The sequence below is a fragment of the Actinomadura napierensis genome (genome assembly GCF_039529375.1).
Classification (GTDB): Bacteria; Actinomycetota; Actinomycetes; order Streptosporangiales; family Streptosporangiaceae; genus Spirillospora; species Spirillospora napierensis.
In genome coordinates this window covers 30,954-55,309 of record NZ_BAAAMR010000071.1, presented here as the reverse complement: position 1 = coordinate 55,309, position 24,356 = coordinate 30,954, and the positions used below count along the sequence as shown (strand labels likewise).

16 protein-coding genes are annotated in these 24,356 nt (G+C 73.5%); 6 read left to right on the top strand and 10 right to left on the bottom strand.

Going from position 1 to position 24,356, the window contains the following annotated elements:
* Positions 1-557 precede the first annotated feature (557 nt).
* From ABD296_RS32450 to ABD296_RS32440, 3 genes are all read right to left on the bottom strand, one after another.
* Positions 558-1,982 carry a metallophosphoesterase gene (locus ABD296_RS32450; protein WP_344275948.1) on the bottom strand — a complete coding sequence of 475 codons (1,425 nt, stop codon included), beginning with the start codon at positions 1,980-1,982 and terminating at the stop codon, positions 558-560.
* Positions 1,983-2,179: 197 nt separating this feature from the next.
* Positions 2,180-2,890 carry a type 1 glutamine amidotransferase gene (locus ABD296_RS32445; RefSeq protein ID WP_344275945.1) on the bottom strand — a complete coding sequence of 237 codons (711 nt, stop codon included), beginning with the start codon at positions 2,888-2,890 and terminating at the stop codon, positions 2,180-2,182.
* On the bottom strand, positions 2,880-4,130 hold the full coding sequence (locus tag ABD296_RS32440; protein WP_344275942.1) for a Mur ligase family protein: 1,251 nt from the start codon (positions 4,128-4,130) through the stop codon (positions 2,880-2,882). Before ABD296_RS32440 ends, ABD296_RS32445 begins: the two co-directional genes overlap by 11 nt.
* A 431-nt stretch (positions 4,131-4,561) precedes the next feature.
* Between ABD296_RS32440 and ABD296_RS32435 the strand changes: the two genes are divergently transcribed.
* From ABD296_RS32435 to ABD296_RS32410, 6 genes are all read left to right on the top strand, one after another.
* The gene (locus ABD296_RS32435) at positions 4,562-6,265 is read left to right on the top strand and encodes a hypothetical protein (RefSeq protein WP_344275939.1); all 1,704 of its coding nucleotides are present in this window, start codon (positions 4,562-4,564) and stop codon (positions 6,263-6,265) included.
* Positions 6,266-6,527: 262 nt separating this feature from the next.
* Positions 6,528-7,487 carry a hypothetical protein gene (locus ABD296_RS32430; protein WP_344275936.1) on the top strand — a complete coding sequence of 320 codons (960 nt, stop codon included), beginning with the start codon at positions 6,528-6,530 and terminating at the stop codon, positions 7,485-7,487.
* Between the two features lie 139 nt (positions 7,488-7,626).
* On the top strand, positions 7,627-8,808 hold the full coding sequence (locus ABD296_RS32425; RefSeq protein WP_344275933.1) for a cytochrome P450: 1,182 nt from the start codon (positions 7,627-7,629) through the stop codon (positions 8,806-8,808).
* Positions 8,805-8,993 (top strand): ferredoxin, encoded by a 189-nt coding sequence (locus tag ABD296_RS32420; protein ID WP_344275930.1) that lies wholly within the window; start codon positions 8,805-8,807, stop codon positions 8,991-8,993. The genes ABD296_RS32425 and ABD296_RS32420 overlap by 4 nt, the downstream gene beginning before the upstream one ends.
* Positions 8,990-10,126, top strand: a complete 1,137-nt coding sequence (locus ABD296_RS32415; protein ID WP_344275928.1) for an NAD(P)/FAD-dependent oxidoreductase — start codon at positions 8,990-8,992, stop codon at positions 10,124-10,126. The genes ABD296_RS32420 and ABD296_RS32415 overlap by 4 nt, the downstream gene beginning before the upstream one ends.
* A gap of 29 nt (positions 10,127-10,155) precedes the next feature.
* Complete coding sequence (locus tag ABD296_RS32410; RefSeq protein WP_344275926.1) at positions 10,156-11,076, top strand: LysR family transcriptional regulator; 921 nt, start codon at positions 10,156-10,158, stop codon at positions 11,074-11,076.
* A 24-nt stretch (positions 11,077-11,100) separates the two neighbouring features.
* Here the strand turns inward: ABD296_RS32410 and ABD296_RS32405 are convergent, their stop codons facing one another.
* The 7 genes from ABD296_RS32405 to ABD296_RS32375 form a co-directional block, all read right to left on the bottom strand.
* A complete protein-coding gene (locus ABD296_RS32405) occupies positions 11,101-11,457 on the bottom strand; it encodes a DUF5955 family protein (RefSeq protein WP_344275923.1) in 357 nt (118 codons plus the stop codon).
* Between the two features lie 16 nt (positions 11,458-11,473).
* Positions 11,474-13,357, bottom strand: a complete 1,884-nt coding sequence (locus tag ABD296_RS32400) for a hypothetical protein (protein WP_344275920.1) — start codon at positions 13,355-13,357, stop codon at positions 11,474-11,476.
* A 109-nt stretch (positions 13,358-13,466) separates the two neighbouring features.
* Complete coding sequence (locus tag ABD296_RS32395) at positions 13,467-16,556, bottom strand: ATP-binding protein (protein WP_344275918.1); 3,090 nt, start codon at positions 16,554-16,556, stop codon at positions 13,467-13,469.
* 67 nt (positions 16,557-16,623) lie between these two features.
* Positions 16,624-18,708 (bottom strand): coiled-coil domain-containing protein, encoded by a 2,085-nt coding sequence (locus ABD296_RS32390; protein WP_344275916.1) that lies wholly within the window; start codon positions 18,706-18,708, stop codon positions 16,624-16,626.
* A 276-nt stretch (positions 18,709-18,984) separates the two neighbouring features.
* On the bottom strand, positions 18,985-20,862 hold the full coding sequence (locus tag ABD296_RS32385) for a class I SAM-dependent methyltransferase (protein WP_344275913.1): 1,878 nt from the start codon (positions 20,860-20,862) through the stop codon (positions 18,985-18,987).
* A complete protein-coding gene (locus ABD296_RS32380; protein WP_344275911.1) occupies positions 20,852-23,512 on the bottom strand; it encodes an HAD family hydrolase in 2,661 nt (886 codons plus the stop codon). Before ABD296_RS32380 ends, ABD296_RS32385 begins: the two co-directional genes overlap by 11 nt.
* Before the next feature lie 78 nt (positions 23,513-23,590).
* Positions 23,591-24,355 carry an ABC transporter ATP-binding protein gene (locus ABD296_RS32375; RefSeq protein WP_344275908.1) on the bottom strand — a complete coding sequence of 255 codons (765 nt, stop codon included), beginning with the start codon at positions 24,353-24,355 and terminating at the stop codon, positions 23,591-23,593.
* Position 24,356 lies beyond the last annotated feature (1 nt).

The following is a 24,356-nucleotide window of genomic DNA, read 5'->3' as shown; positions in this document are numbered from 1 at the left end:
GCGACGCCGAAGGCGCCCTTGACTTTGGAGGGGCGGCCCCGTACGCCAGCGCCACCCCACCACACGAACACCCTTCCCACTAACAGCCGAATACCCCGTGCACCAACTCCGCAAGACAATGATATGCGTCGCTCCAGGAATGGCGATCAGAGCCCCGGTTCAGGCGAGCGACATACGGAGGTCGATGTTCACCACACGGTCGCTGAAAGGCTGCTGAGGACCCCAATGGCCGTTCCCGCACTGCGATCATCCACAGGCGGTGTCGCCGACGGCGTCCACCCAGCTCATCACGAGCCCGCCGGACGCTCCCGTCGCGGCCAGCGCCAGGCCAGCGCCAGGCCGCCGCTTGGCCGCCTGGCGAAGGTTCCGGGCACCGCGCCGCGCAACTCCCACGCGTCGCCGTCGTAGACCGCCCAGTAGATCGACGTGTCGGCGCCCGGGCCCGCGCCAGACCATGTAGAGCGGACGCCGCCCGGATCCGGACCGGGCCCGCGACGAGGCGGCCGACGTCCTCAACGCCTCGCCCTGATCGCCGGGCTGCGCCGCCGGCCCGGGGGCTACGCGGCGGTTCTGAGGCCGGACAGGTCGCGGGGGACGACGGAATTGCGGTCGGTCACGCGGTTTCCGAGGGACAGTTGCGGCCAGAGCCCGGACAGTTCCTGCCGGCTGCGCTCGCTCCACGCGCGGGCTTCGGGGCTGTGGGTCTTGTAGAAGTTCAGCGCGTAGCCGCCGGTGTGGACGCGGACGAGGGTGAAGCCGCCGGGGTATTCCTTGACGGCCCCCACCTCCTGCTGGACGACGCGGGGCGCCAGCGGGAACACCGAGCGCTGGTTCCGGTGGGTGTGGCCCGCGTGGTGGAGGAAGACGCCCGGGGTGCGGGCGTAGGCGCCGAGAATGCGGAGCGATTGGCCGGCGTCGAGGGAATGGGTGCCGGTGATGGACAGCGGGTCGTTCTCGGTAAAGACCGGGTGGTGGCCGAAGACGAGGGTGGGGCGGTCGGGGTCCTTCTTGAGCTCGGATTCGAACCAGGCGTGCTGTTCGGCCGAAAGGCCGCCCGAGTCGCCACCGTCGCCGGGCTTGTCGTAGGTGTCGAGGCCGATGACGCGGAGGCCGCGCAGGTCGTGGGAGTAGTACGTGCGGCCGGACGGGAAGAACGCGTCCTGGAAGCAGTCGTTCCCCTGGTACTCGCCGACCGTGCAGGTGGAATAGGCGGCGCCTTCGTGGGCGCGGTCATGGTTGCCGCGGGCGACGAAGTAGTTGCCGAACGCGTCGAGAATGCTCTTGGCCTTCAGCAGGTCGGCGGGGGCCGCTTCGCTGGAGACGTCCCCGGCGGCGAGGAGGTAGTCCGCGCCGCGCGCATGGGCGTCCTCGATGAGCGCCTTCGCCATGATCTCGGGATAGGGCGGGTGCCCGGGAATCTGCGAGATGCCTTTGATCCAGGGGAGCTGGCCGACGAGTCCGGCGACCGTTTCGCCGAGATGCAGGTCGTTGCAGAGCGCGATGGAGAAAAGGTGCTCGCCCGGCGGCGGCTGGGGCGTGGTGAAGGCGAACGTGTCGTCCTGCGGAGTGCCCGCGGCCTGGCCGGCCGCGAGCCCTGTCGCGGTGGCGGTCCGGCCATTCGAGCGGGCCTTGTAGTAATAGGTGCGGCCCGGTTCCAGATCGGTGAGCTCGACGTAGTGGTACGGGGTCCCCGACGGGCCGTGGGCGGTGCGGGTGAGGCGGGACGGGTGCGTCCCGTAGACCACTTCGGCGTCGGACGGGACGGGCTCCATCCGGCCCAGCCCGTCGTCGGTGCCCGCGGCGCCGGTGTACCAGGTGAGGACGGCGGACGTCTCGGTCAGCGTCACCAGTTCGAGGTTCACCGGGCGGACGGCGCCGGCGGCGCGCGCGGGAGGCGGGTCGAGAGCGGGCAGCAGGCCCGCCCCCGCCACGATCGCGCTCCAGCGCAGCAGCTCGCGGCGGCCGGGACGGCAGCAGATCATGATCGCCACGCTGGCACCCCGGCGGCCCGGAGGCCAGCCCCCTAACCGAACGTTCACCGGACCGCCGCCCGCGGCGACGGCCGGGTGCGACGTCACGTCGGCCCGCACGGCGGGCGGCACCGCCGCGACGGCGAGCCCCAGCCCGCCGGTGGCCGGGCCGCACCGGGGAATCCGGTGTCCTCAGCCAGCCGGCCGGGTCAGGTTTGGACGGCGGCGAGGCGTTCCTCGCGGAGGCGGCCGGCCCACGAGTCGTCGATGGGCTGCAGGTCGCGGCCGACGGCCCAGCGCAGCAGCAGGTCGGCGAGGCCCGGGTTGCGGACGAGCGCCGGGCCGTGCATGTAGGTGCCGAGCACGCGGCCCGCGTAGGCGCCCTCGTAGCCGTCGCCGTTACCGATGCCGTGCAGGACCTTCGCGAACGGGCGGGCGTTCGGGCCGAGCCGGGTGACGCCCTGGTGGTTCTCGAAGCCGGTGATGCGCGGGACGTTCAGCTCGCCCGCGACGTCCCCGACGATCTCGCCGACGGCGCGCTGCTCGCCGCGCCCGGAGCTGATGTCGAGCAGGCCGAGGCCGCGGACCGGCTGGCCCTCCTCGCCGCCGAACTCGTGGCCGAGCAGCTGGTAGCCGGCGCAGACCGCGAACACCACCGCGCCGGACTGCACGGCGCGGGCGAGGCCGCCGTCGCCGAGCAGCCGCTGCGCGGCGAGGATCTGCGGGCGGTCCTCGCCGCCGCCGAGCAGGTAGATGTCGCCGTCGGAGGGGACGGGCTCGTCCGAGCGCAGGTTCACGGTCTCGGTCGGGATGCCGCGCAGCGCCGCGCGCCGCTCCAGGACGATCGTGTTGCCCTGGTCGCCGTAGGTGCTGAGCAGGTCCGGGTAGATCCAGACGATCTTGATGCGGTCAGACGACACGGCCGTACCTCGTTCGGATGTTCTGGAAGGCGGTGTAGTTGGCGATCACGTCCAGGTGCCCGGGCGGGACCGCCATGACGGCCTGGTCGAAGTCGTCCACCACGGTGAACGAGACGTCGGCGGCCTCGAGGCGGGCGGCGAGGTCGATGCGGCGCTCGCCGGCGATCCAGACGGGACGCCCGCGCAGGATCCGGTAGTCGACGTCCCACAGCCAGGAGGTGTCGCGGCCGTCGGGGCCCTGCGCGTTGATCGACAGGGCGACGGGGCCGGGCGCGGGCTGCAGGACGTCGAACGCCTCCAGCCAGCCCGCCGGGTTCTTCGACAGCAGCAGCCGGAGCGTGCGGCCCTCGTGCTCGACGGTGGTGTAGCGGCCGGCGACCGACCGCACCTGCGACAGCAGCGGCAGCGCCTGCTCGGGCGGGACGCCGAACTGGGCGACGACCGCGAGCGCGATCAGCGCGTTGGACCGGTTGGCGCGGCCGGGCAGCGACAGCTGCGCCAGCGAGAACGCGCGGCCGTCCGGGCCGGTGATCTGGTCGCCCTTGAGCGCCCAGTCGGGGCGGGGCCGCCGGAAGTGACACTGCCGGCACGCCCAGTCGCTGTCCTCGTCGGTGTCCTGCCGGTCGAGGGGGCCGCCGCACTCGGGGCAGCACCAGGAGTCCTCGCGCCAGTGCTGGCCCGCGGCGACCCATGTCACGCTCTTGGCGGACGACGCACCCCAGGTGACCAGCGGGTCGTCGCAGTTGGCGATGACGTGGCTGTTGGGGGACGCCTCCAGCGCGCGCCGCCACTTGCCGGCGAGCAGCCAGATCTCGGCGGCGCGGTCCATCTGGTCGCGGCTGAGGTTCATCAGCGCGACGATGTTCGCGCCGGTCTCCCTCAGCACCATCGGGACGTACTTCTCGTCGCACTCCAGCACGCCGTAGCGGGCGGTGGGCGCGGACGCGAGCGCGGACACGTGCCCGGTGGGCATGTTCGCGCCGAACGCGTTGGTGGCGACCTCGCCCAGCGGGGTCATCGCCGAGGTGATCAGCCGGGTCGTCGTCGTCTTGCCGTTGGTGGCGGACACGAGGACGAGCTTGCGGTCCTTGGCGAGGCGGGTGAGCAGCTCCGGATCGAGGCGCAGGCCGATCCGGCCGCCGATCACCGAGCCGTCCCCGCGGCCCGCCATCCGGGACATCTTGGCGGCCGTACGACCGAGCGCGACGGCCAGCTGCGAACGCAGCGGAAGATCGCTCATGGACTCCGTCTTCTCTGGATGCGCCTGTCTCGTTCGACTGCGCGGTCTTGTCGGGTGCGCCCTGAACCGCTCCGAGCCTAGCCGCTGCGCGCAGCGCTCGCGGCGCGCCAGGCCCGTCGCGGCGGCCGGTATGCGCGGTTCTCCGGCGGCGCGCCGCCGCCCGCCCTAAGATGTGAGCAGCCTCACAGGCGACCCGGTAAACCACCGGCGGCAATCTTGACCGGCACCGAGATGTCGTGATTCGGTGCGAGCCCGTTAGCGGTGAGTCCAGATTCCCATCCACGCGCCCTCGAACGCCATCACCCACTACTTTTGTCGGAGCCCCGCCGGCTTGCGGGGTTCCCTGGAGATGTGCGGGGAGGGCGCCCGCCCGAACCGGCGGGCCGAGTTTCGCGAAGCGTGGCAAGCGGCGACAAGGCGAGGTCAGAGCGATGCAGTGTCCGACGTGCGGTTCTCACACGCCCGGGACGCTCGGCAAGTGTTCGAACTGCGACGCGCCCATCGACGTGTACTCGGTCGGGCCGCTGCCGGCTCCGGTGCCGGACGGCTCCGCGGCGCTCGGCGGGACGGCCGGGCTGGACGAGAAGACCATGATGGTGCCGCCGCCGACGCCCGCGTGGGCGTCCGCCAACCCGCCGCCCGGCGACCCGGAGTCCACCGCGACGTGGACGTTCGACCCGGACGCGGAGGGCTACACCCCCTCCGGCGGCATGCCGGCCCTGCCCGCAGGCAACGGCAACGGCGGCGGGCACGGCGCCACGGGCGGCGGCACGAACGGTGCCGCCCTCCCTCCGCCGCCGATGTGGGCCGGGCAGCCGGACACCGGCGGTCAGCCGCAGGTGCCGGCAGGCATGAACGGCCAGGCACAGCCGGGCATGAACGGCCAGGCACAGCAAAGCGTGAACGGGCAGGCGCAGCCGGGTGCGAATGCGCAGCCAGGCGCCACCGGGCAGGCGAACGGGTATGAGCAGCCGGCGCTCGGTGCGCCGCCCGCGGCCGGCGCGCCGGCGCTGCCGCCCGCCGGCGGGATCGGCGGCCGCTCCCTCGCCCCGGAGGCGCCGCCGACGCCGGTCGAGTCGATCGTCCCGGACTCGTGGTTCGCCCAGCCGCGCAAGCCCGACCCGCAGGAGGCCGCGGACGCCACGCAGGTCTACGGGCAGCAGCAGCCGCAGCAGCCCGCCGGCCAGGCGTGGGGCGCGCCGCTGCCGATCGCCGGCTCGCAGCCGCAAGCCGAGGCGACGATGCTCGACGCGGACGCGGGGCGGCTCGCGTCCGGCCCGATGGGGGCGCCGCTCGACGGGCGCACCCGGATGGACTTCGGGCAAGGCGGCGGCTTCGACCAGACCCGGATGGACCCTGGCGGCACGTCCGTCATGGGCGCTCCCCCGATGGGCCCCGGCGGCCCGGACGGGTACGGCGCCCCGATGGGGCAGGGCATGCCGATGGGGCAGATGAGCCCGATGGGCCCCGGCGACCCCGCCTATCCCGGCTACCCGCCGCCCCCGGCGCGCTCCGGCGGCGGGCCGAGCAAGCCGCTGCTCATCGGTGTCGCGGCCCTCGTCGCCGTGGCGCTCATCGCGGTGGCGTTCGTCGTGTGGCCGTCCGGCGGCGGCAAGAACGAGGCGTCGCCGAAGGCGTCCGAGTCGTCCACCAAGCCGGTCTCGCAGCACGAGAAGGTCAGCCCCAAGGAGAAGGAGCAGGCCGAGGCGATGAGCGCGGTGCTGAACGCCAGCGTCGACGCCCGCCGCGTCCTCGCCGGGGCGCTGTCGCGGACCGGCAAGTGCAAGGACATGCCGACCGCGATCCAGGGGTTCCAGCAGGCCGTCCAGCGCCGCCAGAACCAGCTGACGCGGACCCGCCAGCTCCAGGTCGCCCAGCTGACCAAGGGCGAGCAGTTGCAAACGTCGCTGGCTCAGGCGCTGCAGGCGTCGTTGCAGGTCGACCAGCTGCTGCTGAACTGGGCGCGGCAGAGCGGGGCGCACTGCCACGGCAAGCCGAAGCCGAACGCCGCGCACGTGCCGGGCCGCGCGCAGGGCGAGCGGCGCGCGACGCTGGCCAAGCAGCGGTTCGTCGCGCTGTGGAACCCGGTGGCGAAGAAGACGGGTCAGCCGGCGCGCAGCTGGCAGCGGGTGTGACCGCCGGACGGCCGCGCGCACAACGGTCGCGCCCGTGACGGCCGGGCGGGAGTGACCGTCCGATCACAACCGGGTTGCGACCCGCGGGCGGCCCATCCGCTGCGGGGAATGGGGCAGTATCTTGTCACCGATGCACCTCACGGGGTAAGGGGCTGTTATGCGGTGTCCGGGCTGCGGAAGCGACACCAATCCGGCGCTTCCCCGTTGCACGCGCTGCAACGCGCCGGTGGACCCGGCCTCGTCCGGCGGTCCCGGCCATACCGTGGCCGCGGGTGAGGAGACGTCCCGCGACCCGTCCGCGGAGGACGAGACCACGCGCGACTACGGGGTCCCGCCCGCCCCCTCGGGCGGCCTGTTCGAGAAGCCGTCCGCCGGCGCTCCAGGGCCCGCGCCGGGCGGTTTCGGGGGCGGCTACGGCGATCCGCTGCCGCCTCCCTGGGTCCCCGTTCCCGACCCGCCTGAGCAGCCCGAACCGTGGCGGCCCGACCACACCACGCCCCTGCCGCCGTCCGGGGAGCACGCGACGCGGCTCGGGGCGGAACCGTGGGGCGAGACGTCGACGCAGCTCGGGCCGGAACCCTGGGCGGCCGAGCCCGCCATCTGGCAGCCGCCGGCGCCCGCGAAGCGGAACGGCGCGCTGTTCCTCCTCATCGGGGCCGGTGTGGTGCTGCTCGTCGTGGTCGCGCTCGGCATCGTGTTCTGGCCGAGCGGCTCCGGCAAGCCCGCCCGGTCCGTCGCCGGCCCCGCGTCGTCGGCGTCGGGGCAGCCCGTCACGACCGACGACGAGAGCCCCAGCGACTCCCCCTCGCCGGACGACTCGCCCAGCGGCGACATGACGACGCAGGCCCGCGCGGTCGACGGGCTGCTGGACGCGATGGCGCAGACCCGCTCCGAACTCGGCACCGTCGTCGAGGAGGGCTGCACCACCGGGGGCCTGCAGCGCATCCACGACGAGCGCCAGGGACAGCTCGACCGGGCCAACGCCCTCGACGTCAGCGCGCTCGACAACGGCACCGCGATGAAGGACGCGCTCGTCCGGGCGCTTCAGGCGTCGGTCGAGTCGAACCAGCGCTACCTGGACGTCGCGCCCGGCTGCCCGTCCGACGACGACGTGGCGGGCGCCAACCAGGAGGCGTCGGACGCCAAGAACGAGTTCATCGGCTACTGGACGCCCATCGCCCAGCAGGCCGGACTGCCCGCCCGCGACGGCGACAACATCTGACGGCTGACCCGTCGTACCGGTCTGTCGACCGAGGCTGGTCATGCATCAGATTCATGTCTGCCCATATCGAACATGCGTTTGCCTGATGTGACTCCGGTCGCTTCACTGGGTCGACGATGACCGACCCGAGGTGAAGCCGATGACCGATCCCGCCCCGCCCGTCTCCGATCTCGACCTGTTCGACGACACGGTGCTCGTCGACCCCTACCCGTCCTATGCGGCGCTGCGCGATCTCGGCGCCGCCGTCCACCTCCCGGCGAACGACGTGTACGCGCTCACGAGGTACGACGCGATCCGCGACGCCCTGGGCAACTGGGAGACGTTCTCCTCCGCCGGGGCCATCGGGTTCAACCCGGCGGTCAACGAGGCGCTGACCGGCACGTCCCTCGCCTCGGACCCGCCGATGCACACGCGGCTGCGTGCGGCGCTGACCGCGAACCTGTCGCCGCGGGCGCTGCGCGGGCTCAAGGACGGGATCGCCGCCAAGGCCGACGCGCTCGTCGCGGAGCTGGCCGCCAAGGGCTCGTTCGAGGCCATCGACGCGCTGGCCCGCGCCTTCCCGCTGGAGGTCGTCGCGGACCTCATCGGGTTCACCGGCCATGTCCGCGCCAACATGCTGCGCTGGGGCCAGGCGGCGATGCAGGTCATCGGGCCGATGAACCGGCGCACCGAGGAGAGCTTCCCGATCGCGGGCGAGCTGTACGCGTGGTGCTCGGGCGTCACCGCCGACGACCTCGCGCCCGGCTCGGTCGGACGCGGGATCTTCGAGGCCGAGACCCGCGGCGACATCCCGCCCGGCACCGCCGGCCACATCATCCACCAGTACCTGGGCGCCGGCGTCGACACCACGATCGCGTCCATCGGCAACATCGTCGCGCTCTTCGCCGCGCACCCCGAGCAGCTCGCGCTGGTGCGGGGGGACCCGTCGCTGGTGCCGGCCGCGTTCAACGAGGTGCTCCGCTACTGGGCTCCCGTCCACGCCTGGGGACGCCGCGCGACCCGCGACGTGGAGGTCGGCGGCGTCCTGATCCCGGAGGGCGCGAAGGTCGCGATCCTGTTCGGCGCCGGCAACCGGGACCCGCGCCACTACGACGACCCCGATGTGTTCCAGGTCGAGCGCAACCCGGTCGACCACCTGTCGTTCGGCTACGGCCCGCACGGCTGCGCCGGGCAGGGGCTGGCCCGCCTGGAGGGCCACGCGGTCATCGAAGCCCTGGCGCGCCGCGTCGAGCGGCTCGTCGTCGGCACCGCAGTGCGGGTGCCGAGCAACATCACCCGGAGCATCGAAGAGCTCCCCGTCCTGGAAGTGTTCCCCGCATGAAGATCGTCCTCGACCGCCCCCGCTGCGAGGGGCACGGCCTGTGCGAGGAGGCCGCGCCGCAGCTGATGCATCTTGACGACGACGGCGAACTCGTCCTCGACCGCGAGGAGATCGGTGACGCCGAAGCCCCGCTGGCCAACGCCGCCGTCCGGGTCTGCCCGGTCGCGGCCCTGCGCCTCGCGTGAGCGCCCCGATCAGGCGGATCGTCGTCGCCGGCAACGGAATCGCCGGGCTCACCGCGGCGGACGCGCTGCGGGCGAACGGGTTCGACGGGGAGCTGACCATCGTCGGCGACGAGCCGCACGCGGCCTACAGCCGTCCGGCGCTGTCGAAGGCGCTCCTGCTCGACAGCGGTGACATGGCGTCCCACGTGCTTCCGGCGGCGACGCACGGGGCGAAGGAGATCCTTGGGGTCCGAGTGTGCGGGCTGGACGTGAAGCGCCGGCTCGTCGGCCTCGACGACGGCTCCGACCTCCCGTATGACGGGCTCGTGATCGCCACCGGTTCCCGCGCACGGCGGCTGTCCGGCCTGCCCGGTGAGTTCACCCTGCGCGGGCTGGACGACGCGCTGGCGCTGCGCGGTCGGCTCGTGGGCCGTCCACCGGTCGCCGTGGTCGGCGGCGGACCGCTCGGCATGGAGATCGCCTCGGCGTGCCTGGCGGCGGGCTGCCGGGTCACGCTCGTGTCCCAGGGCGTCCCCCTGACCGCGCAGCTGGGACCGTACCTGGCGGACGTCTTCCTCACGGCGGCCGTGGAACGTGGGCTCACCATCGTCCAGACCGGCGCCGCCCGGATCGAGGGGGATGCGGGAGACGCCCGGGCCGTCTTGGACGACGGCACCGCCGTCGAGGCCGAGCTGGTGGTGTCCGCTATCGGCGACGTCCCGAACACCGAGTGGCTCGGGGGCACGGGCCTGGCGGACGGCGGCGTCCTCCGGGTCGACTCGCGCGGGCTCGTCCGTTCCGGCATCGCGGCGGCCGGTGACCTTGCGGCGTTCCCGACGCCGTACGGCCTGCGGCGCATCCCGTTGTGGAGCAGCGCGATCGAGCAGGCGAAGGTGGCCGCAGCCGCCCTCGTGCGGGGAGATGAGGCGCCGCCGCTCCAGTTCCAGCCGTATTTCTGGACCGAGCAGTTCGGGCTCAGTCTCAAGGCCGCGGGTCATCTGCCGGTGGACGGAGAGCCGGTGTACGTCGAGGGTGAGCCCGGCGGGCCGGGCCTGATGCGCTGGTCCCACGGTGACGGCTCCGGTACGGCCGTGGCGCTGAACCACCGGATCCCGATCCCCCGGCTGCGCCGCGTGAGCCGAACCGCGGCTTGAATCAGGCCGCCGCGTAGAGTTTCGTCGCGATGAGCGATGACGGCGGGGGCACCACGGGTTCCGGGTTGGACCGGCTGGCGTCGGTCAACCTCAACCTGCTGGTGCCGCTCCTCGCGGTGCTGGAGGAGCGCTCGGTGACCAAGGCCGCCGAGCGCGTCGGCCTGACCCAGCCCGCGATGAGCCACGCTCTCGGCCGGATGCGGCGCCTGCTCGGCGACGATCTCCTCGTCCGGCAGGGGAACGCCGTCACAATGACCCCCCGCGCGATGGAGCTGATCGCACCGTTGCGGGCGACGCTCCAGCACGCCGCGGACGTGGTCGCCTTCCCCGGCTTCGATCCGGCGACGGACCGCCGGGTCATCACCATCGCGATGACCACCAGTACGGCGTTCGTCCTCGGAGGCCGGCTGGGGCGGCTCGTGGCGGAGCGGGCCCCGAACGCGACGCTGCGCCTGCGCACGATCACGGTGCCGACCGAGTCCACGTTCACCGAGCACGGCGTCGACGCCGTCCTGATCTCCGAGGGGTTCGCGTCGCCGCATCCGCGCGAGCGCCTGTACGACGACCGCATCGTGGTGGTGGCCTCGGCGGACACGCCGCCGGAGGCGAGCGCGCTCGACCTGCTGACCACGCAGCCGCACATCGTCGTGGACACCGAGCGGCGGCCCTTCCCCTACTCGGTGCTCGACGACAAGGGGATCGGCTACCGCGTCGGCCAGCTGGTCTCGGACTTCCTGCTCGTCCCGTACCTGGTCGGACGCGCCGGCGGTGTCGCCCTGCTCCGCTTCCGGGTCGCCGCCGAGATGCGGGACCTCGTTGGCCTGCGGGTCGAGGAGTTCCCGTTCCCGCTCCCCGGGCTGGGCATCGACATGGTCTGGAACCCGCATCTGGGCGACCGCCACTTCATCGAATGGCTGCGCCTGCTCCTCTTCGACGCGGCGCGCCCCTGACGGAACCAGGGTGCCCCGCCCCGGTCAGCCGCCCATGCCGACCGCGGCGGCGAGGGCGCGGACGGCTTCGGCCAGCGCCGCCACGCCGGCGACGCGGCGGCCGAGCCGGGCGAGGGCGCCGCCCATGCGCTCGGGGTCCGGGTCGTCCTCCTGCGCCTCCTCGTGGACGTCCGCGAGGTCGCGGCGGGCCCGCGCCGCCTCGGGCAGCTCGGCGGCGTGCCGCTCCAGCAGCGCCTCGACGCGGGCGAGGGCCTCGGTCACGTCCGACCCGGCCGCGCCGGCGATCTGCTGGTTCTGGGTGACGTTGTCGCCGGTGGCGACCTGGCCGGACACGTTGGCGTGCCCGCCGATGCTGATGCCCCGGTCACCGTGCTGGGCCATGCCGTCCTCCACGAGGTCAGGGGTTGATGCGCGTCTGCCGCTGCTCGACGCTGTGTCCGGACGCGACCTGCCCGTGGACGGTGCCGCCGGTCATGATGACGCCCTGGTTCAGGATGACGCCGGCCTGCGCCCGGTAGGCCGACACGTCGATCCCGCACTCGTCCGACAGGTAGTCGAGGATCGCCTCGTTCACCCGCCGCTCGATCAGCCGCATGTACTTGTCGACGTCCGTCTCCTGGACGAACGTCGCGAAGCCGTCCTCGGCGAACAGCTCGCGGACGCTGATCCGCGCGCCGTAGTCGTGCGAGGTCTTGCGCGCCGGGTTGCCGGACGAGGTCGCCGCGACGAGGCTGCGGGCCATCGTCCAGCAGGTGGTGAGCATCCGCGGCCAGGCGAGCAGCGTGCCGGCCAGCACGGTCCGCCAGCTCTCGGTCAGCGTGCGGAACAGCAGGGTCACCGCGTCCCAGTCGGGCAGGCGGTCGACGATGCGGTACTCCTCGCGGACGGGCGGCAGGACCGTCGTGACGAACTGCCCGTAGAGCATGCGCCCCTCGACCGCGAGGTAGACGAACGCCGAGAGCACGACGTCCTTCTCCTCGGCGGGCGCGACGGGGCGGCCGTCCGGCGCGTCGATCGCCTGGCCGTGCCCGGCGACGGTGATGCGCTGGTAGCAGCGCAGGTCGCCCTGCGGATGCCGCATCATCGCCTCGACGGCCTCGGCCGAGGCGACGGAGAACGGGACCCCGGCGGTCGCGTCGATCAGCGGGTGCCCCTGGAACCAGCGGCCGCTGACCGCGTCGACGGGGCGGGGCCGCTGCCCGCACCGGCCGCGGCCGACGATGTGGACGTCGCTGACCAGCCCGGTGATGCGCTCGTTCGGGGGAAGCGGGGACCGGTCCGGGACGGGCTCGCCGGGCCGCGGCGGCGGCGCCTCGTCCCGCATCCGAAGGATCTTGGTGCGGATGCGGTCGTGCATGGTGACCGCGTCCACCCGCCGGGGGCCCGGGGAGGCCGCGTCGCCGTTCGGGGAGGCCCCATCGCCGTCCGCAGCGCCTGGCCCGGACGCGGCGCGGTCCAACTCCAGCGCGATCGACCAGACGCGGGACCAGGGCGCCGTCACGTCGCCCGCGCCGATGAAGGGGTTGGCGCCCGAGTAGAGCGTCACGTTGCCGTGCTGCGCCGACCGCACCCGGTCGAGCACCAGCCGGACCCGTTCGCTGTACGAGCGCGGCCCGGGCCCCGAGGCGCCGGGCCCGAGGTCGCGGGCCATGACGTGGAAGACGACCGCGAGGTGGATGAACACGACCGTCGCCATCACGAGGAACAGCAGCATGATGGTCAGCAGCACGTGGTCGGTCTGCAGCGAGTCGAGGAAGCCGGTGTTGTCCTGCTCCTCGTAGCCCTCGAAGCCCTGCTGCTGATCCCGCAGCCCGAACAGGACCACCGGCAGCAGGCTCAGGGCCGCGAACCAGCCGAGCGCCAGCCGCCACCGCCACCGCAGCCGCCGCCACGGGACGTGCAGCAGCATCGTGACCAGGAGGTAGAGCGCGGCGATGGCCGGCACGAGCATCCACGCGACGACGAACACGGCGATGATCGCCAGGTCGCGGACGAGCCGGAACCGGCGGGCCCGCACGGCGTGCAGGATCACCGGTCCGAGGTCGAAGCCGAAGGACGGCACGACGGCGCGGTGCTCGTCGTCCAGGAACTCGGCGATGACCCGGTCGCAGAGCCGCCGGTCGAGGTAGACGGCGGCCGACAGGTAGCGGGTGGCGCTCTGCAGCGGCTGCCCGGCCGTGTCGGCGGCCTGCGGCGCGTGCCGGAAGAAGGGCTCGGGAGGGATCCGCGGGTGCCCGCCGGTGTCCCGCGGGTGGGTCCGGTCGTCGGTCTGCGGGTCCATGTGCCGCTTCCTCCGCGGGTGGGCGGGCCGGTCCGAGGGAAGAATCTAGCGGCGAGCGTGCCGTTCGGGTGGATTATCACCGAATCGTGATCGCATCGTCGTCGACCGCTCACGCATCGTCGGCGCCGCCCGGTTCGGCTTCGGGGACGCGGGACAGGAAGGGAAGGCCGGCGGACGGGTCGGCGAACGGCTCGACGAACCGTTCGGGCCAGCTCAGCACCGGTTCCAGCCATGACTCGGCGCGCATCGCCCCGGCGACGTGCTCGATCTGCTCCTCCTCGGGGAGGCCGATCGCGATGACGGCGAGGTCGGCATAGAAGCCCGCGTTGTCGTCGTCGCCTTCGAGGGCGGTGAGGGCGAGCGGGCGATTGCGGTCCAGCTCCATCGACAGCGGGTGGCGGCGCAGCGCGCGCAACCGGTGGCCGAGCTTCGGCGCGGGCGGCTGCTTGAGGCCGGGCAGCTGGTAGTCCAGCGGCGGCGCGGGCGCGTGCTTGTCGGGGACGCCCGCGCCGTAGGGGAACAGCCGGTCCAGCTCGTGCAGCCAGCGGAGCTGCGGGATCACCCAGTTCGGGCCCGGGGCCGCTTCGGACGTGCCGCCGCCGAGCAGCCGCTGCGCGACGGCGGCCGCGGTGGCGGTCAGCTCGGACGGCGGGTACACGGTGCGCAGCGCCCATGACCGGCGGGTCACGGCCCGTTCCAGGACGGTCGCGAGCGCGCACTCGCGCAGCCGGGGCGCCAGCCGCGACCAGGCCCGGCCCAGCTCCGGCGGGACGGCGGGCACCGGGCGGTTCACCACGTGCGCGAGGACGAGGGTGTCCGCCCACAGGCGCAGCCACGCCCAGTCCGGATGGCCCGCGACGAGGTCGGCCTCGCGCAGCTCGTAGAGGGTGCAGGCGCGGCCCGACCGGCACTCGCAGCCGCACGCCGCCGACCGGCGGCCGTCCACGGGAGGCGGCGGGCCGGGCAGCTCGGCCTCGCGCCCCTCGCCGAGCGGGACGCGGACGCGCAGCGGGCGGTCCATCCCGTCGGCGAACACCGCCGCGACGCCCGGACGCAGCGACACCACCTCGCGGGACTGGTCGGCGTCGAGATTCATCGCCGCGCCGACCTGGTGCCGGTCGTCGTGGGCGGGCAGCCGGTGCACCACCTTCAGCGCGGTGTTCTTGATCACGTCGGGGACGAGCTTGGTCGGGATCTGCTCGGCGACGATGATGCCCTCGCCGTACGCGCGGATCTCCGCGAGCATCCCGGCGAACAGCTCGACGGCGTGCGAGCTGCCGCGCTCGGGCCCGCGGTTGCGCAGCAGCCGGTGCGCCTCCTCGATCACGATGACGTGCCGCAGCGCCGGGCCGTCGGAGCGGTCGCGGCGCCGCTCGCGCATCCGCAGGTGCTCGACGATCCGGATGATGAGGGTGCCCATGAGGAACGCCTTGTCCTCGTCGTTCGCGACGTCCTCGATGGCCAGGACGATGTTGTCGCGCAGCATCCCGCCGATGTCGGCCGGGTGGCCGCCCTCGAAGAACCGTCCGGCGGAGCCGATCCGCAGCGAGCGGAGCCGGACGTCCACGAAGCCCTGCACGTCGGCCATCAGCTCGCGCCCGTACCCGACGTCCTGGATGACCTGGAGCGCCGCGTTCTGCAGCTGCTCCAGCGTCGGGACGGCCGGCTCGATCAGCGAGCCGGGAACGCCCGCGCCGGTCACCACGTCCCAGCCGTTGGTCTCGTAGACGCGCTGCAGCGCCTGCGCCATGATCTGCGGGAACGGCTCCTCGGCGTCGAACGCGGCCTGGAACAGCGCGCGGACCATGTCGATGTGCGCCTGCACCGGATAGCCGGGCTCGGGCGCCAGCGGATTCACCGACAGCGGAACCGACCCCGGGTCGGACGGGTTCACCACCGTGACCGGGCCGCCGATGTCCTCGATGCGGCCCGCCATCGCCGCGTACTCCGACTTCGCCGGCTCGATCGCCAGCCACGGCACGCCCGCGCGGGTCAGCTGCTCCAGCAGATGCCGGACGGTCTGCGACTTGCCCGCGCCGGTCGCGCCCGTCACGAACACGTGCCGGTTGATCGTCGAGCGCGGGACGGTGAACGTGCCGACCTGCCGGTCCTGGCCGTCCAGGATCGCGCCCAGCTCGATCCGCGCCTCGGCGGGCCGGGACGGCTCGTCGTCGGTCTCGGACGTCACGTCGAAGTACCCGGCGTCCAGGACGCGCAGGCCCGGCACCTCGCGGCGCGGCAGCCCGGCCAGCGCCGCCAGCGCGCCCGCCGTCGCGACGAACGGGTAGCGCTGCTCCGGCTCGGCCGACGGGCGCAGCGGCGCCGGTTCCGCGCCGGGCCGCAGCATCTCCTCGAACGTGCCGCTGCCGTGCCCCGACCGCAGCCGGTACGGATGGTGCCCGAGCTCCATCGAACCGACGAGGACCGGGGCGATCTGACCGAGCTCCGCCTGCGTCGCCGCGCCCGCGACGACCCGGACCTGCCAGAGCCCGGCCTCGCGGAACGCGTCCAGTTCGGCGAGCCGCTGGTCGGCGCGGGCAACGGCGAGGCGGGCCTGCTCGTCCTCGCCGCGCCGCAGCATCCGCAGCTCGTGGTGCAGCTCGCGCATCTCGGTGTCGATCAGCCGCTCGTCGCACGGCTCGGCGACCACGAACCAGCCGAACGGCCGCTCCATCAGCGTGACGAGCGTCGCCTCGAACAGGCCGGGGCCCGCCTCAGCCGCGCCGACCTGCGGGGCGAGCCGTCCGGGACAGCGCGTCCAGGCCATCCGGGACGCCTGCCGCAGCCAGCCGTCGCCGACCGGGACGCCGCGCGCGCCGCTCGGGAACAGCAGCCCCTGCGCCTCGCCGCCCGGCCCCGGCGCGCCGATCGGGCCCGCGTTGGTGATCAGCTCCAGCGGGGCGCCGCCGCCCGCCGACAGCCACCCGACCACGAACGGGCGGTTGCGCCGCGCCGCCGACAGCGCGGCGGGCAGCACGCTGACGAAGTCCCATTCGGCGGACGCGTTCCGCTGCGGCGCCGGGATCGCCTGGATCCGGTACCAGGGCCCCGGCAGCACGACCGCCTCGCCCCACCCTTCACCCCGTCCCTCGCCAGGGCCCGCTCCGCCCATCCGGGGCGGCGGCGCGCCGGGCGGCACGCCCGCTGCCCGTCCGTACGGGGGCATACCGGGCGGCATGGAACCTGGGGGGAACGTCACCCGACCATCCTTACCCGCGCCCTCACCGCGCGCCACCGCCCCTGCAGCAAGTCAATGAGAGGGCGGGTCAGGCGGGCGGGTCGGCCTTGTGGCGGCCGTTGCGCTTCAGCGGCGGGACGATCCGGCGCGAGCGGGGCGCGGCGCCGCGCGGCAGCGCGTACCGGGCCCGCGGCGCGGCGGGCGGCGCGGACGGCTCGGACTGCGGCGCCTCCTCCGGCTCGGCGTCCGCGGAGCCACCGCCCGCATCGCCGTCCGGCACCCCGTCGCGGTCACCGGGCTCCTCACCGGCGGCCTGTTCGAGGGCCTCCTGCTCGCGCAGGTACTCCTCGAACTCCATCGAGTGCGCGGTCGGCAGCGTGATGATGCCGGGGTTGGCGTCCACCAGCATGATGCGGCGGCCCGTCGCGCCGGAGTGCGTGAAGACCATGGCGGTCGGCGGCAGCTCCTGGAGCTGCGGCGGCTCGACGAGCAGCTCGCGGAACCGCTGCTTGGCGGCGGGCCGGGCGGTGACCGTCCGGCCCCACGCGGTCGCCGAGCTGATCCCCTCGACCAGCACCGAGTCGTCGGCGGCGGGCGCGGGCAGCGGCGACCAGACGGGGTCGGTGAGGCCGTCGCCGCGCGGGCGCGCGTAGGCGACGGTGCTGGCGTAGCTCTCCCCCGCGACGTCGAACAGCGTCTCGCCCGCCGAGTCGGTGATCTCGGCGACCAGCAGCGGCTGGTCGGTGCCGATGTGCTCGGCGGCGACGCGGGCGTCCTCGGGGTTGCCGAGCCGCATGAACCCGACGGCGGCGTGGCCCCGGCGGCCGAGGCGCTCGCGGACGTGCCGCGGGATCGACCGGTACATCAGGACGAGCCCGGTCCCGGTGGCCTCGCAGGCGTCGATGAGCCGGTCCAGGACGTCGCCGCGCAGCTTCTCGGCGCCGCACAGGAACAGCGTGTGGTCCCAGCGGCCCCCGGGCGGCGACTCGCGGATGCGGTGGGTCAGCGCCGTCGTCACGTAGGTGCCGAGGATCCGGTTGGTGAGGACGCCCGCGCGGCGGTCCATCGACACGACGTGCAGCCGGGACGGCGGCAGCCCCACCGGCTCGGTCGCGAGCCTCTCCAGCTTGCGCAGCTGCGCCTCCAGCGCCCAGGCGCGGCGCACCACGATCCGGTCGGTGGCGTCCCGGCCGAACAGCGTCGCGACCCGTTCCAGCTGCTCGTCGGTGAGCAGGCCCTTGCGCAGGTCCTCGCGCGGGTCGCCGACCTGGGCGAGGACGCGCAGCGCCGCGGTGATGCGCGGGATCGTCGCGTCCGGGCCGAGCACCTCGATGAGCCGTTCCAGGATCGAGTTGTCGAACGACAGGTCGCGGGTGCCGCCCTCCTCCTCGCCGGCGCTCACCACCAGCGACAGCACGTCCGCGAGCGCCTCCGGGCTCAGCCCCCGCGACATGTCCAGGCGCGGCAGGTCGGCGGGCAGCACCCAGACGAGCGGGTCGTCGCCGCGGTCGGCGGCCAGCCGCAGCAGGTCGTGCGCGACGGCGCCCTCGGACAGGTCGATGACGGTGAGCCGGGCGCCGACCGCCAGCCGGGCCGCGCCCATCGTGGTGACGGCGGCGGACCATCCGGCGAGCGTCCCGCCGACCACGTCCACCCGGTCGACGCCGGGCGGGACCGCGACCGGATACCACTCGCGCTGGCTCTCGTACGCGCGGTGCCGCCGCTCCCACTCGCGCCGGGCGTCGTCATAGGCGCGCCGGGCCGCGTCGTGCTCGCGGTCGCGGGCGACCCGCTCCCGCTCGCCGCGCTCCCGCTCGTCGGCCATCCGCGCCCGGACGGCCTGCTCGTCCCGCCACAGCGCGCCGCCGGTGATGCCGAGGACGACCGCGCACGCCAGCAGCGCCACGCCCGCGAACGCCCACGGCAGCATCCCGGCGACGCCGCAGGCCAGGAACAGCGCGGCGCCGGCGACGGTGCCGCCGGTGGCGATCCGCAGCGGGCGCGCCGTCATGTGCTCGGCGGGGCGCCGCGCGGGCGGCCCGGCCGACGGCCGTTCGGGCGTCTCGGGGAGCCCGGGGGGCGGTCCCGGGTCCGGGTGCACCTGCGCGTAGCGCCAGCCCACGTAGACGCGGTCGGCCTGTGTGAGCCGCGCCATCGCGGACCCGCTCGCCATGTCCGTCACGTCGAGAGACCCCTGGGAGTCGCGGAACGGGGGAAACGCCGGGGGTTGCAGTTCGGTTCGTCGGTGCTGTCTGTCCCTACACCGCAAGAGTAAAGAGCCTGCCGGGGTCCCGTGTCACGTTCGGCGGAACAGGTTCTCAGAACCGACCCGGACCACCAATTCGGTCACCAAGGCGACCACCGGCAAACACCGGACACCGCACCCGGCCAAGATTGGCCGGATGCGGTCAGAGCATCTCCCGGCGGTTGGCTCGCCCGCCCCAGCCCCTCAGCCCTTCGGATCCGCCTTCGCCGGGAGGAACGCGTCCAGGGTCATCGTCCGGTGCGGGTACTTCCAGTCCAGGCCGCCGAACATGATGTACATGCCTTCCGGCCGGCCGGGCACGAAGTAGTTCCCCGCCCACTGGTCCGGATTCGTCACCGGCGCGTCCGGCGTGAACTGCGCTCCGAGCGGCTCGTACTTCACGTCGGCGCCGAACACGGCGTAGGCCGCGGCGTCCACGAAGTTGGAGTGCGCGATGTCGCCGCGCAGGTGGGTGCCCTTGAGCGCGAGGCTGTGCACCCGGTCGCGGGCGAAGTGCAGCGCGCTGAGGTCCTTCACGACCTGCCCGAAGGCATGCGCACCATCATGGTGGATCATGGCGCGCACCGGGTTCTCCTCCAGCAGGACCTTCTCCACGTAGGTGGGAAGATCGCCGTGGAACATTCGGACGCGCTGCATGGCACCCGGGAAGATGCGGCGCAGCCGTTCGTAGGTGAACTGCAGGTAGGCGTGGTTGACGTCGACGAGGTCCAGCTCCAGGCCCATCGGCTCGACGCAGCCGGCGAGCACGACGGACGAGCCGCCCATGAAGACGCCGAGGTCGACGAGCCTGGTCAGCTCCTGGTGGCGGGCCTCCGCGCGGCCGAAGAGGTCGAAGTAGTGCTGGGCGCTGCCCTGGTCCTCGTAGGCGAGCCCTCCGGCCCCGACCCGGGCGGCGATGCGGTCGAACACGGTGTTGTGCCCCGCGAACGCCTCCAGGTCGGCGCGGTGCCCGCCGAGGATCGGGATGCCGAGGAGCTCGTGCAGCTTCTCCGCGTCGACCAGCGCGGGGTCCTGCTGGAGGAACGTCCCCCAGGTCTCGCGGTGCATGGCGACGGTGGTGACGTAGTCGTTGCCCGCCGGCCCCTTCGCACGTTCCGCGGCGCGCGGCCGGGACCCCGACCCTGCGGTGGCCCGCTGCAGCTCGGCCCGCAGCTGCTCGATCTTCTGCTGCTGGACGGCGATGGTCTCGGCCAGCCGGTTCGCGTCGTCCGCGCGCGACACCGCCTCGTACTGCAGCTGCAGCACCCGGGAGTACAGCGCGATCCGGTTGTTCTCCATGGACGCGAGGAGCGAGGAGGAGGTGAACGGGCGCAGCGCCGCGAAGATGTGGTCCGCGCCCGGCGCGTCCTCCCGGACCAGCACGCCGAACCCGAACACCGCGGGGACGATCTCCAGCCGCCACCCGCCGCCGCTCTCCGCCACCGCGTCCTCGACGGCCGTCAGGACCCCGTTGCGCTCGCCGCCGGCGTGCGTCGCGGCCGTGAAGGCCCCGCGTCCGACGAATCCGGCCGGGGTCACCTCGTCGTGCCAGACCGTCGGGCCGTCGGCCGTTGCCGGATGCACGTCCTCCGGCGGCAGGGTGGACGGCTGGTAGTAGAAGTCGCGGCGGCCGGACGGCCACAGCACATCGTGGAGGACGACCACCGCGTCGGGGGCGTTCCTCGTGATCCAGTCGAGCTCCGCGCGGACGACCGCGTAGTTGTGGTCGCCGTCCAGCACGTAGAGGTCCGCGACGGGCAGGCCCTCCAGCGCCGCCGGCGAGTACCCCTCCACAAGGGTGAGCCGGGGATCGGCGTCCAGGACCGCGCGCAGGTCGTCGTCCGGGCTCGGCTCGACGCAGTACACGTGGGCGCCGAGATCGGCGTACACCGAGCTGACCTGGCCGGACTCCACGCCGACCTCGATCACCGTGCCGATCTCGCGGCAGCCGAAGACGGCCGCGAACAGCTCCCGGAACACCGACATCGAATGCAGCAGCAGCGGCGCCTCGCGGGCCGCCCGTGCCTGCCGGTGCGGATCCTCGCGGGACCCGGTCATCTCCTCGCCGTGCTCACGAACCATCGCCGAGCTTCCTCCTGGCCACTCGTCCCGCCCCGGCCGCGACGCCCTTCACACCGGCCGCGCGGTACTCCTCGCGGAGCCTGTCGGTGAGCCGGGCGGTCCTCGCGGCGCGCGCGGCCTTCCTGTCCACGGGCATCCGCGGCGCCATGCCCGTCATCGACTGCGGCAGCATCGCGAACGCGACGGTGATCTGCCCGGACGACACCACCGGCGCCCCGGCGCGGCGGGCGAGCGGCAGCCATACCGCCGCGTAGGAGGTGTCGAACTCCATCAGGTTGCCGCCGAGGTAGCGGCAGTCGGCATAGTGCAGGCCGACGAAGTCCTCGGGCATGTCCCAGCGCAGCACCTGCTCGTGGCGGCGCCCGCCGGCGATGACCCGGGCCTCGATCCAGTCGACCCGCACTATCGCGGGCCGGCCCGGAATGGCCAGGGAGATGTCGACCGTGTCGTGGTGCTCGAAGGCGAACCGCGCGAACGACAGCCCGTTGTGGTTGATCCGGACGCGGCGCCGGATGGGCTCGTGCCACCGGTCGTCCGACGTCCGGTACCGCAGCCGCGTCTCGTAGCGCTCGCCGGAGGGGTCGAAGGCCTCCGTGCGGATCGCCCCGTCCGCGATGGCCTTGGCCGCGGCGCCGAGTCCGGTGTCGGACGCGGAGAGCAGCGCGGGCCAGAAGGAGTCCCGCATGTGCAGGTCCTCGAGGTCCCCCGGGGAAAGGTAGGGGATCGCGGGCTTCAGGTCGGCGGGCAGCAGCGTGGTGACCAGCGTGGAGCCGAAGTTGTCCTCGTGCACCCAGTTGCCGAAGACCGCCGCCTCGTCGGAGGTGGGCGACTGCAGCGCCGAGATGAGGATCCGCGCCAGCCGCTCGCGGGCCGCCGGCAGCGCGAGGCTCGGCCAGGCGCCCTCGGAGAGGGTCACGTACCGGTTCCACGTTCGCTGGAACGCCAGGATGCCGTCCTGGACGGTCCGGCGTTCGGCGTTCTGCGACGGTGAGTCGGCGGAGTCCCCGAGGACGGGACCGCCCTCGTCGGTGAAGCCGATCAGCGACCCGCACAGCGCGTTCACGCACTGCTCCACGACCTCGGGGCTGCGGGTGACCGTCGCGGCGACCGCGGCGGGATGCCCGGCCTGCGCCAGATACCCCTCGGCGCGCAGGCCGGCCAGGTACAGCCGCTCCGCGCGGTTGTCGGTGGCCAGGTACAGCCCGGACGGCGCGATGTCGATGCCGGCGATCTCCAGGACCCGGGCGAGCTGGCGCTGGATCGTCCCGCCCCAGCCGAGGTCGACCAGGGTCAGGTCGGTGCCGTCGAGCGCGCCCGCCTCCCGCAGCGACCGGAGCAGCCGCTCGCGCGCGGCGGTGACCGTGACGGCGAGCCGGTTGCAGAGGTGCGGCGTCTCGGTCAGCGCCTCGCTGACCCGGTCGGCGATGTCTCCGTTGTCGACGACGGTGTCCAGCTCCGTCGCGAGCCCGGGCACGTCGCCGGGCTGCAGCTCCAGGACGGCCAGCGCCTGCCGGACGGTCAGCTGGTAGCCGCTCCGGACGAACGCGTGCACCGCGTCGGTGTCGAAGGGGTCGAGACCGGCCAGCGACGTCACGAACCGCGACAGCCAGACCGGCTTGGCCTCCAGGTCGAAGCCCCGGGCCTGCGCGGCGTCGTTGATCAGCTTGGAGAGCAGCTCCCCCTCGCGCATCGGGCACCACAGCATCCGGGTGCCGTTCTCGACCGCCCGCTCGGCGATCCACTCGGCGAACCCGGTCAGCACCGGGCCGAGCACGCCGGCCCCGTACCGCCAGGCCGTCTCCAGCGCCGAGGTGGCGAACGGGCCGCCGGCGTGCACGGTCTTGGCCCGCAGGCTCGTCAACCCGAGGTCGCCGTGCCGCTCGTCCAGGTCGGGCGCGTGCTCGCCGGCCGGGGCGAGCGGCTCGTGCTCGCGCTCGAGGACCTGCGTGTACGGCTCGTCCAGGCGGCGGTAGCGAACCGTCCGCACGCCCAGCCCGGCCGGCACCTCGTCGTCGGCGACCTCGTTGTCGCCGATGTGCACGATCTGCTCCGGGCTGCGGCCGAGGTCGCGCAGCACGATGTCCCACAGGCCGGACGCCTTGTCGGTGCCGTGCTGGTTGGAGCGGAAGATCCGGACGTCCTCCATCGGGCCGAGCTCCGGGCGGTCCAGCAGGTGCGCCAGCTGGTCCTCGGTGAAGTAGGTGTCGGAGACCAGGACAACCTCGACGTCCTGCTTCCGCGCGGCCTTGACGACCTCGGCGACGTCCAGGTCCACCACGGTGATCTCGCGTTCGAGCCGCAGCTCGGCGGCGACGAGCTGGTCCAGGGACGCCGAGCCGAACACCCCGGCCGGCATCGCCCGCCAGATGTCGAACAGCGAGACCTCGGTGCCGAGGGTGTCGCGGCTGCGGCGGGCCGCCTCCTCGGCGCCGATCCGCATCCGCCGGAAGGTCGCGTCGGTCACCCACGGCGGGCACAGGCCCGCGTCCCGCAGCCGTGCGCCGAGCAGCGCGAACGCGTCGGTGGGGCGCGGCACGCGGCGCCACAGCACGGTGTCGAAGATGTCCAGGGACAGGACGGAGCACGTCCCGTCGGCGACGATCCGGTAGACCTTGTCGAGCAGGGGGTGACCGGCTTCGTTCGCGCTCATCGCCGCTTCCCTTCCATGGATTCCGGCCTGGTCGCCTGTCCGGACCGACGGCCGCGCCGCGCCGCGGCTCGGGATACCTTATCCACCGATTTCTCCCATTGCCGCCGCTCGGCGGGCCTGCCGGTCCTCGCGGACCAGCCGCCCGGCCTCCTCGGTGGGCCCGTCATAGACGACCCGGCCCTGCCGCATCGTGACGCCGCGGTCGCAGAGCCCGACGAGCATCTGGATGTCGTGCGCCACGATGACCATCGTCCGGCCCTCGCCGCGCAGCTCCCTGATCCGCTCGAGGCACTTCTCCCGGAACGGCGGGTCGCCGACGGCCAGCACCTCGTCGATGAGGAAGACGTCCGGTTCGGTGTGCGCCGCGATGGAGAACGCCAGCCGCATGAACATGCCGGACGAGTAGAACTTCACCTGGTCGTCGAGGAACCGCTCGATCCCCGAGAAGTCGACGATCGCATCGAACTTGCGCTGGATCTCCGCCCGGGACATGCCGAGGATCGCGCCGTTGAGGTAGACGTTCTCCCGGCCGGTGAGCTCGGGGTGCAGCCCGGCGCCCACGTCGATAAGCCCGGCGATGCGGCCGCGCACCCGCACCGAGCCCTCGTCCGGCTGCATGACCCCGGACATGAGCTTCAGCAGCGTGCTCTTGCCCGACCCGTTCAGGCCCATCAGCGCCACGGTCTCGCCCTGGTGCAGGGTGAGGCTCACGTGGTCGAGCGCGGTGAACCGGTCGGACAGCCGCTGCCCGCGGAAGGCGCGGACGCTCATCTCCTTGAACGAGTGCGCGTGCCGGAGGGTGAAGTGCTTCGACACCGAGTCGATGACGATCGAGGGGATCAAC

Excerpts from the sequence above, each read along its gene's own strand:
- ABD296_RS32450 (WP_344275948.1), bottom strand. The coding sequence starts at position 1,982 with ATGATCTGCTGCCGTCCCGGCCGCCGCGAGCTGCTGCGCTGGAGCGCG.
- ABD296_RS32440 (WP_344275942.1), bottom strand. The coding sequence starts at position 4,130 with ATGAGCGATCTTCCGCTGCGTTCGCAGCTGGCCGTCGCGCTCGGTCGT.
- ABD296_RS32435 (WP_344275939.1), top strand. The coding sequence starts at position 4,562 with ATGCAGTGTCCGACGTGCGGTTCTCACACGCCCGGGACGCTCGGCAAG.
- ABD296_RS32425 (WP_344275933.1), top strand. The coding sequence starts at position 7,627 with ATGACCGATCCCGCCCCGCCCGTCTCCGATCTCGACCTGTTCGACGAC.
- ABD296_RS32420 (WP_344275930.1), top strand. The coding sequence starts at position 8,805 with ATGAAGATCGTCCTCGACCGCCCCCGCTGCGAGGGGCACGGCCTGTGC.
- ABD296_RS32410 (WP_344275926.1), top strand. The coding sequence starts at position 10,156 with ATGAGCGATGACGGCGGGGGCACCACGGGTTCCGGGTTGGACCGGCTG.
- ABD296_RS32405 (WP_344275923.1), bottom strand. The coding sequence starts at position 11,457 with ATGGCCCAGCACGGTGACCGGGGCATCAGCATCGGCGGGCACGCCAAC.
- ABD296_RS32400 (WP_344275920.1), bottom strand. The coding sequence starts at position 13,357 with ATGGACCCGCAGACCGACGACCGGACCCACCCGCGGGACACCGGCGGG.
- ABD296_RS32390 (WP_344275916.1), bottom strand. The coding sequence starts at position 18,708 with ATGGCGAGCGGGTCCGCGATGGCGCGGCTCACACAGGCCGACCGCGTC.
- ABD296_RS32385 (WP_344275913.1), bottom strand. The coding sequence starts at position 20,862 with ATGGTTCGTGAGCACGGCGAGGAGATGACCGGGTCCCGCGAGGATCCG.
- ABD296_RS32380 (WP_344275911.1), bottom strand. The coding sequence starts at position 23,512 with ATGAGCGCGAACGAAGCCGGTCACCCCCTGCTCGACAAGGTCTACCGG.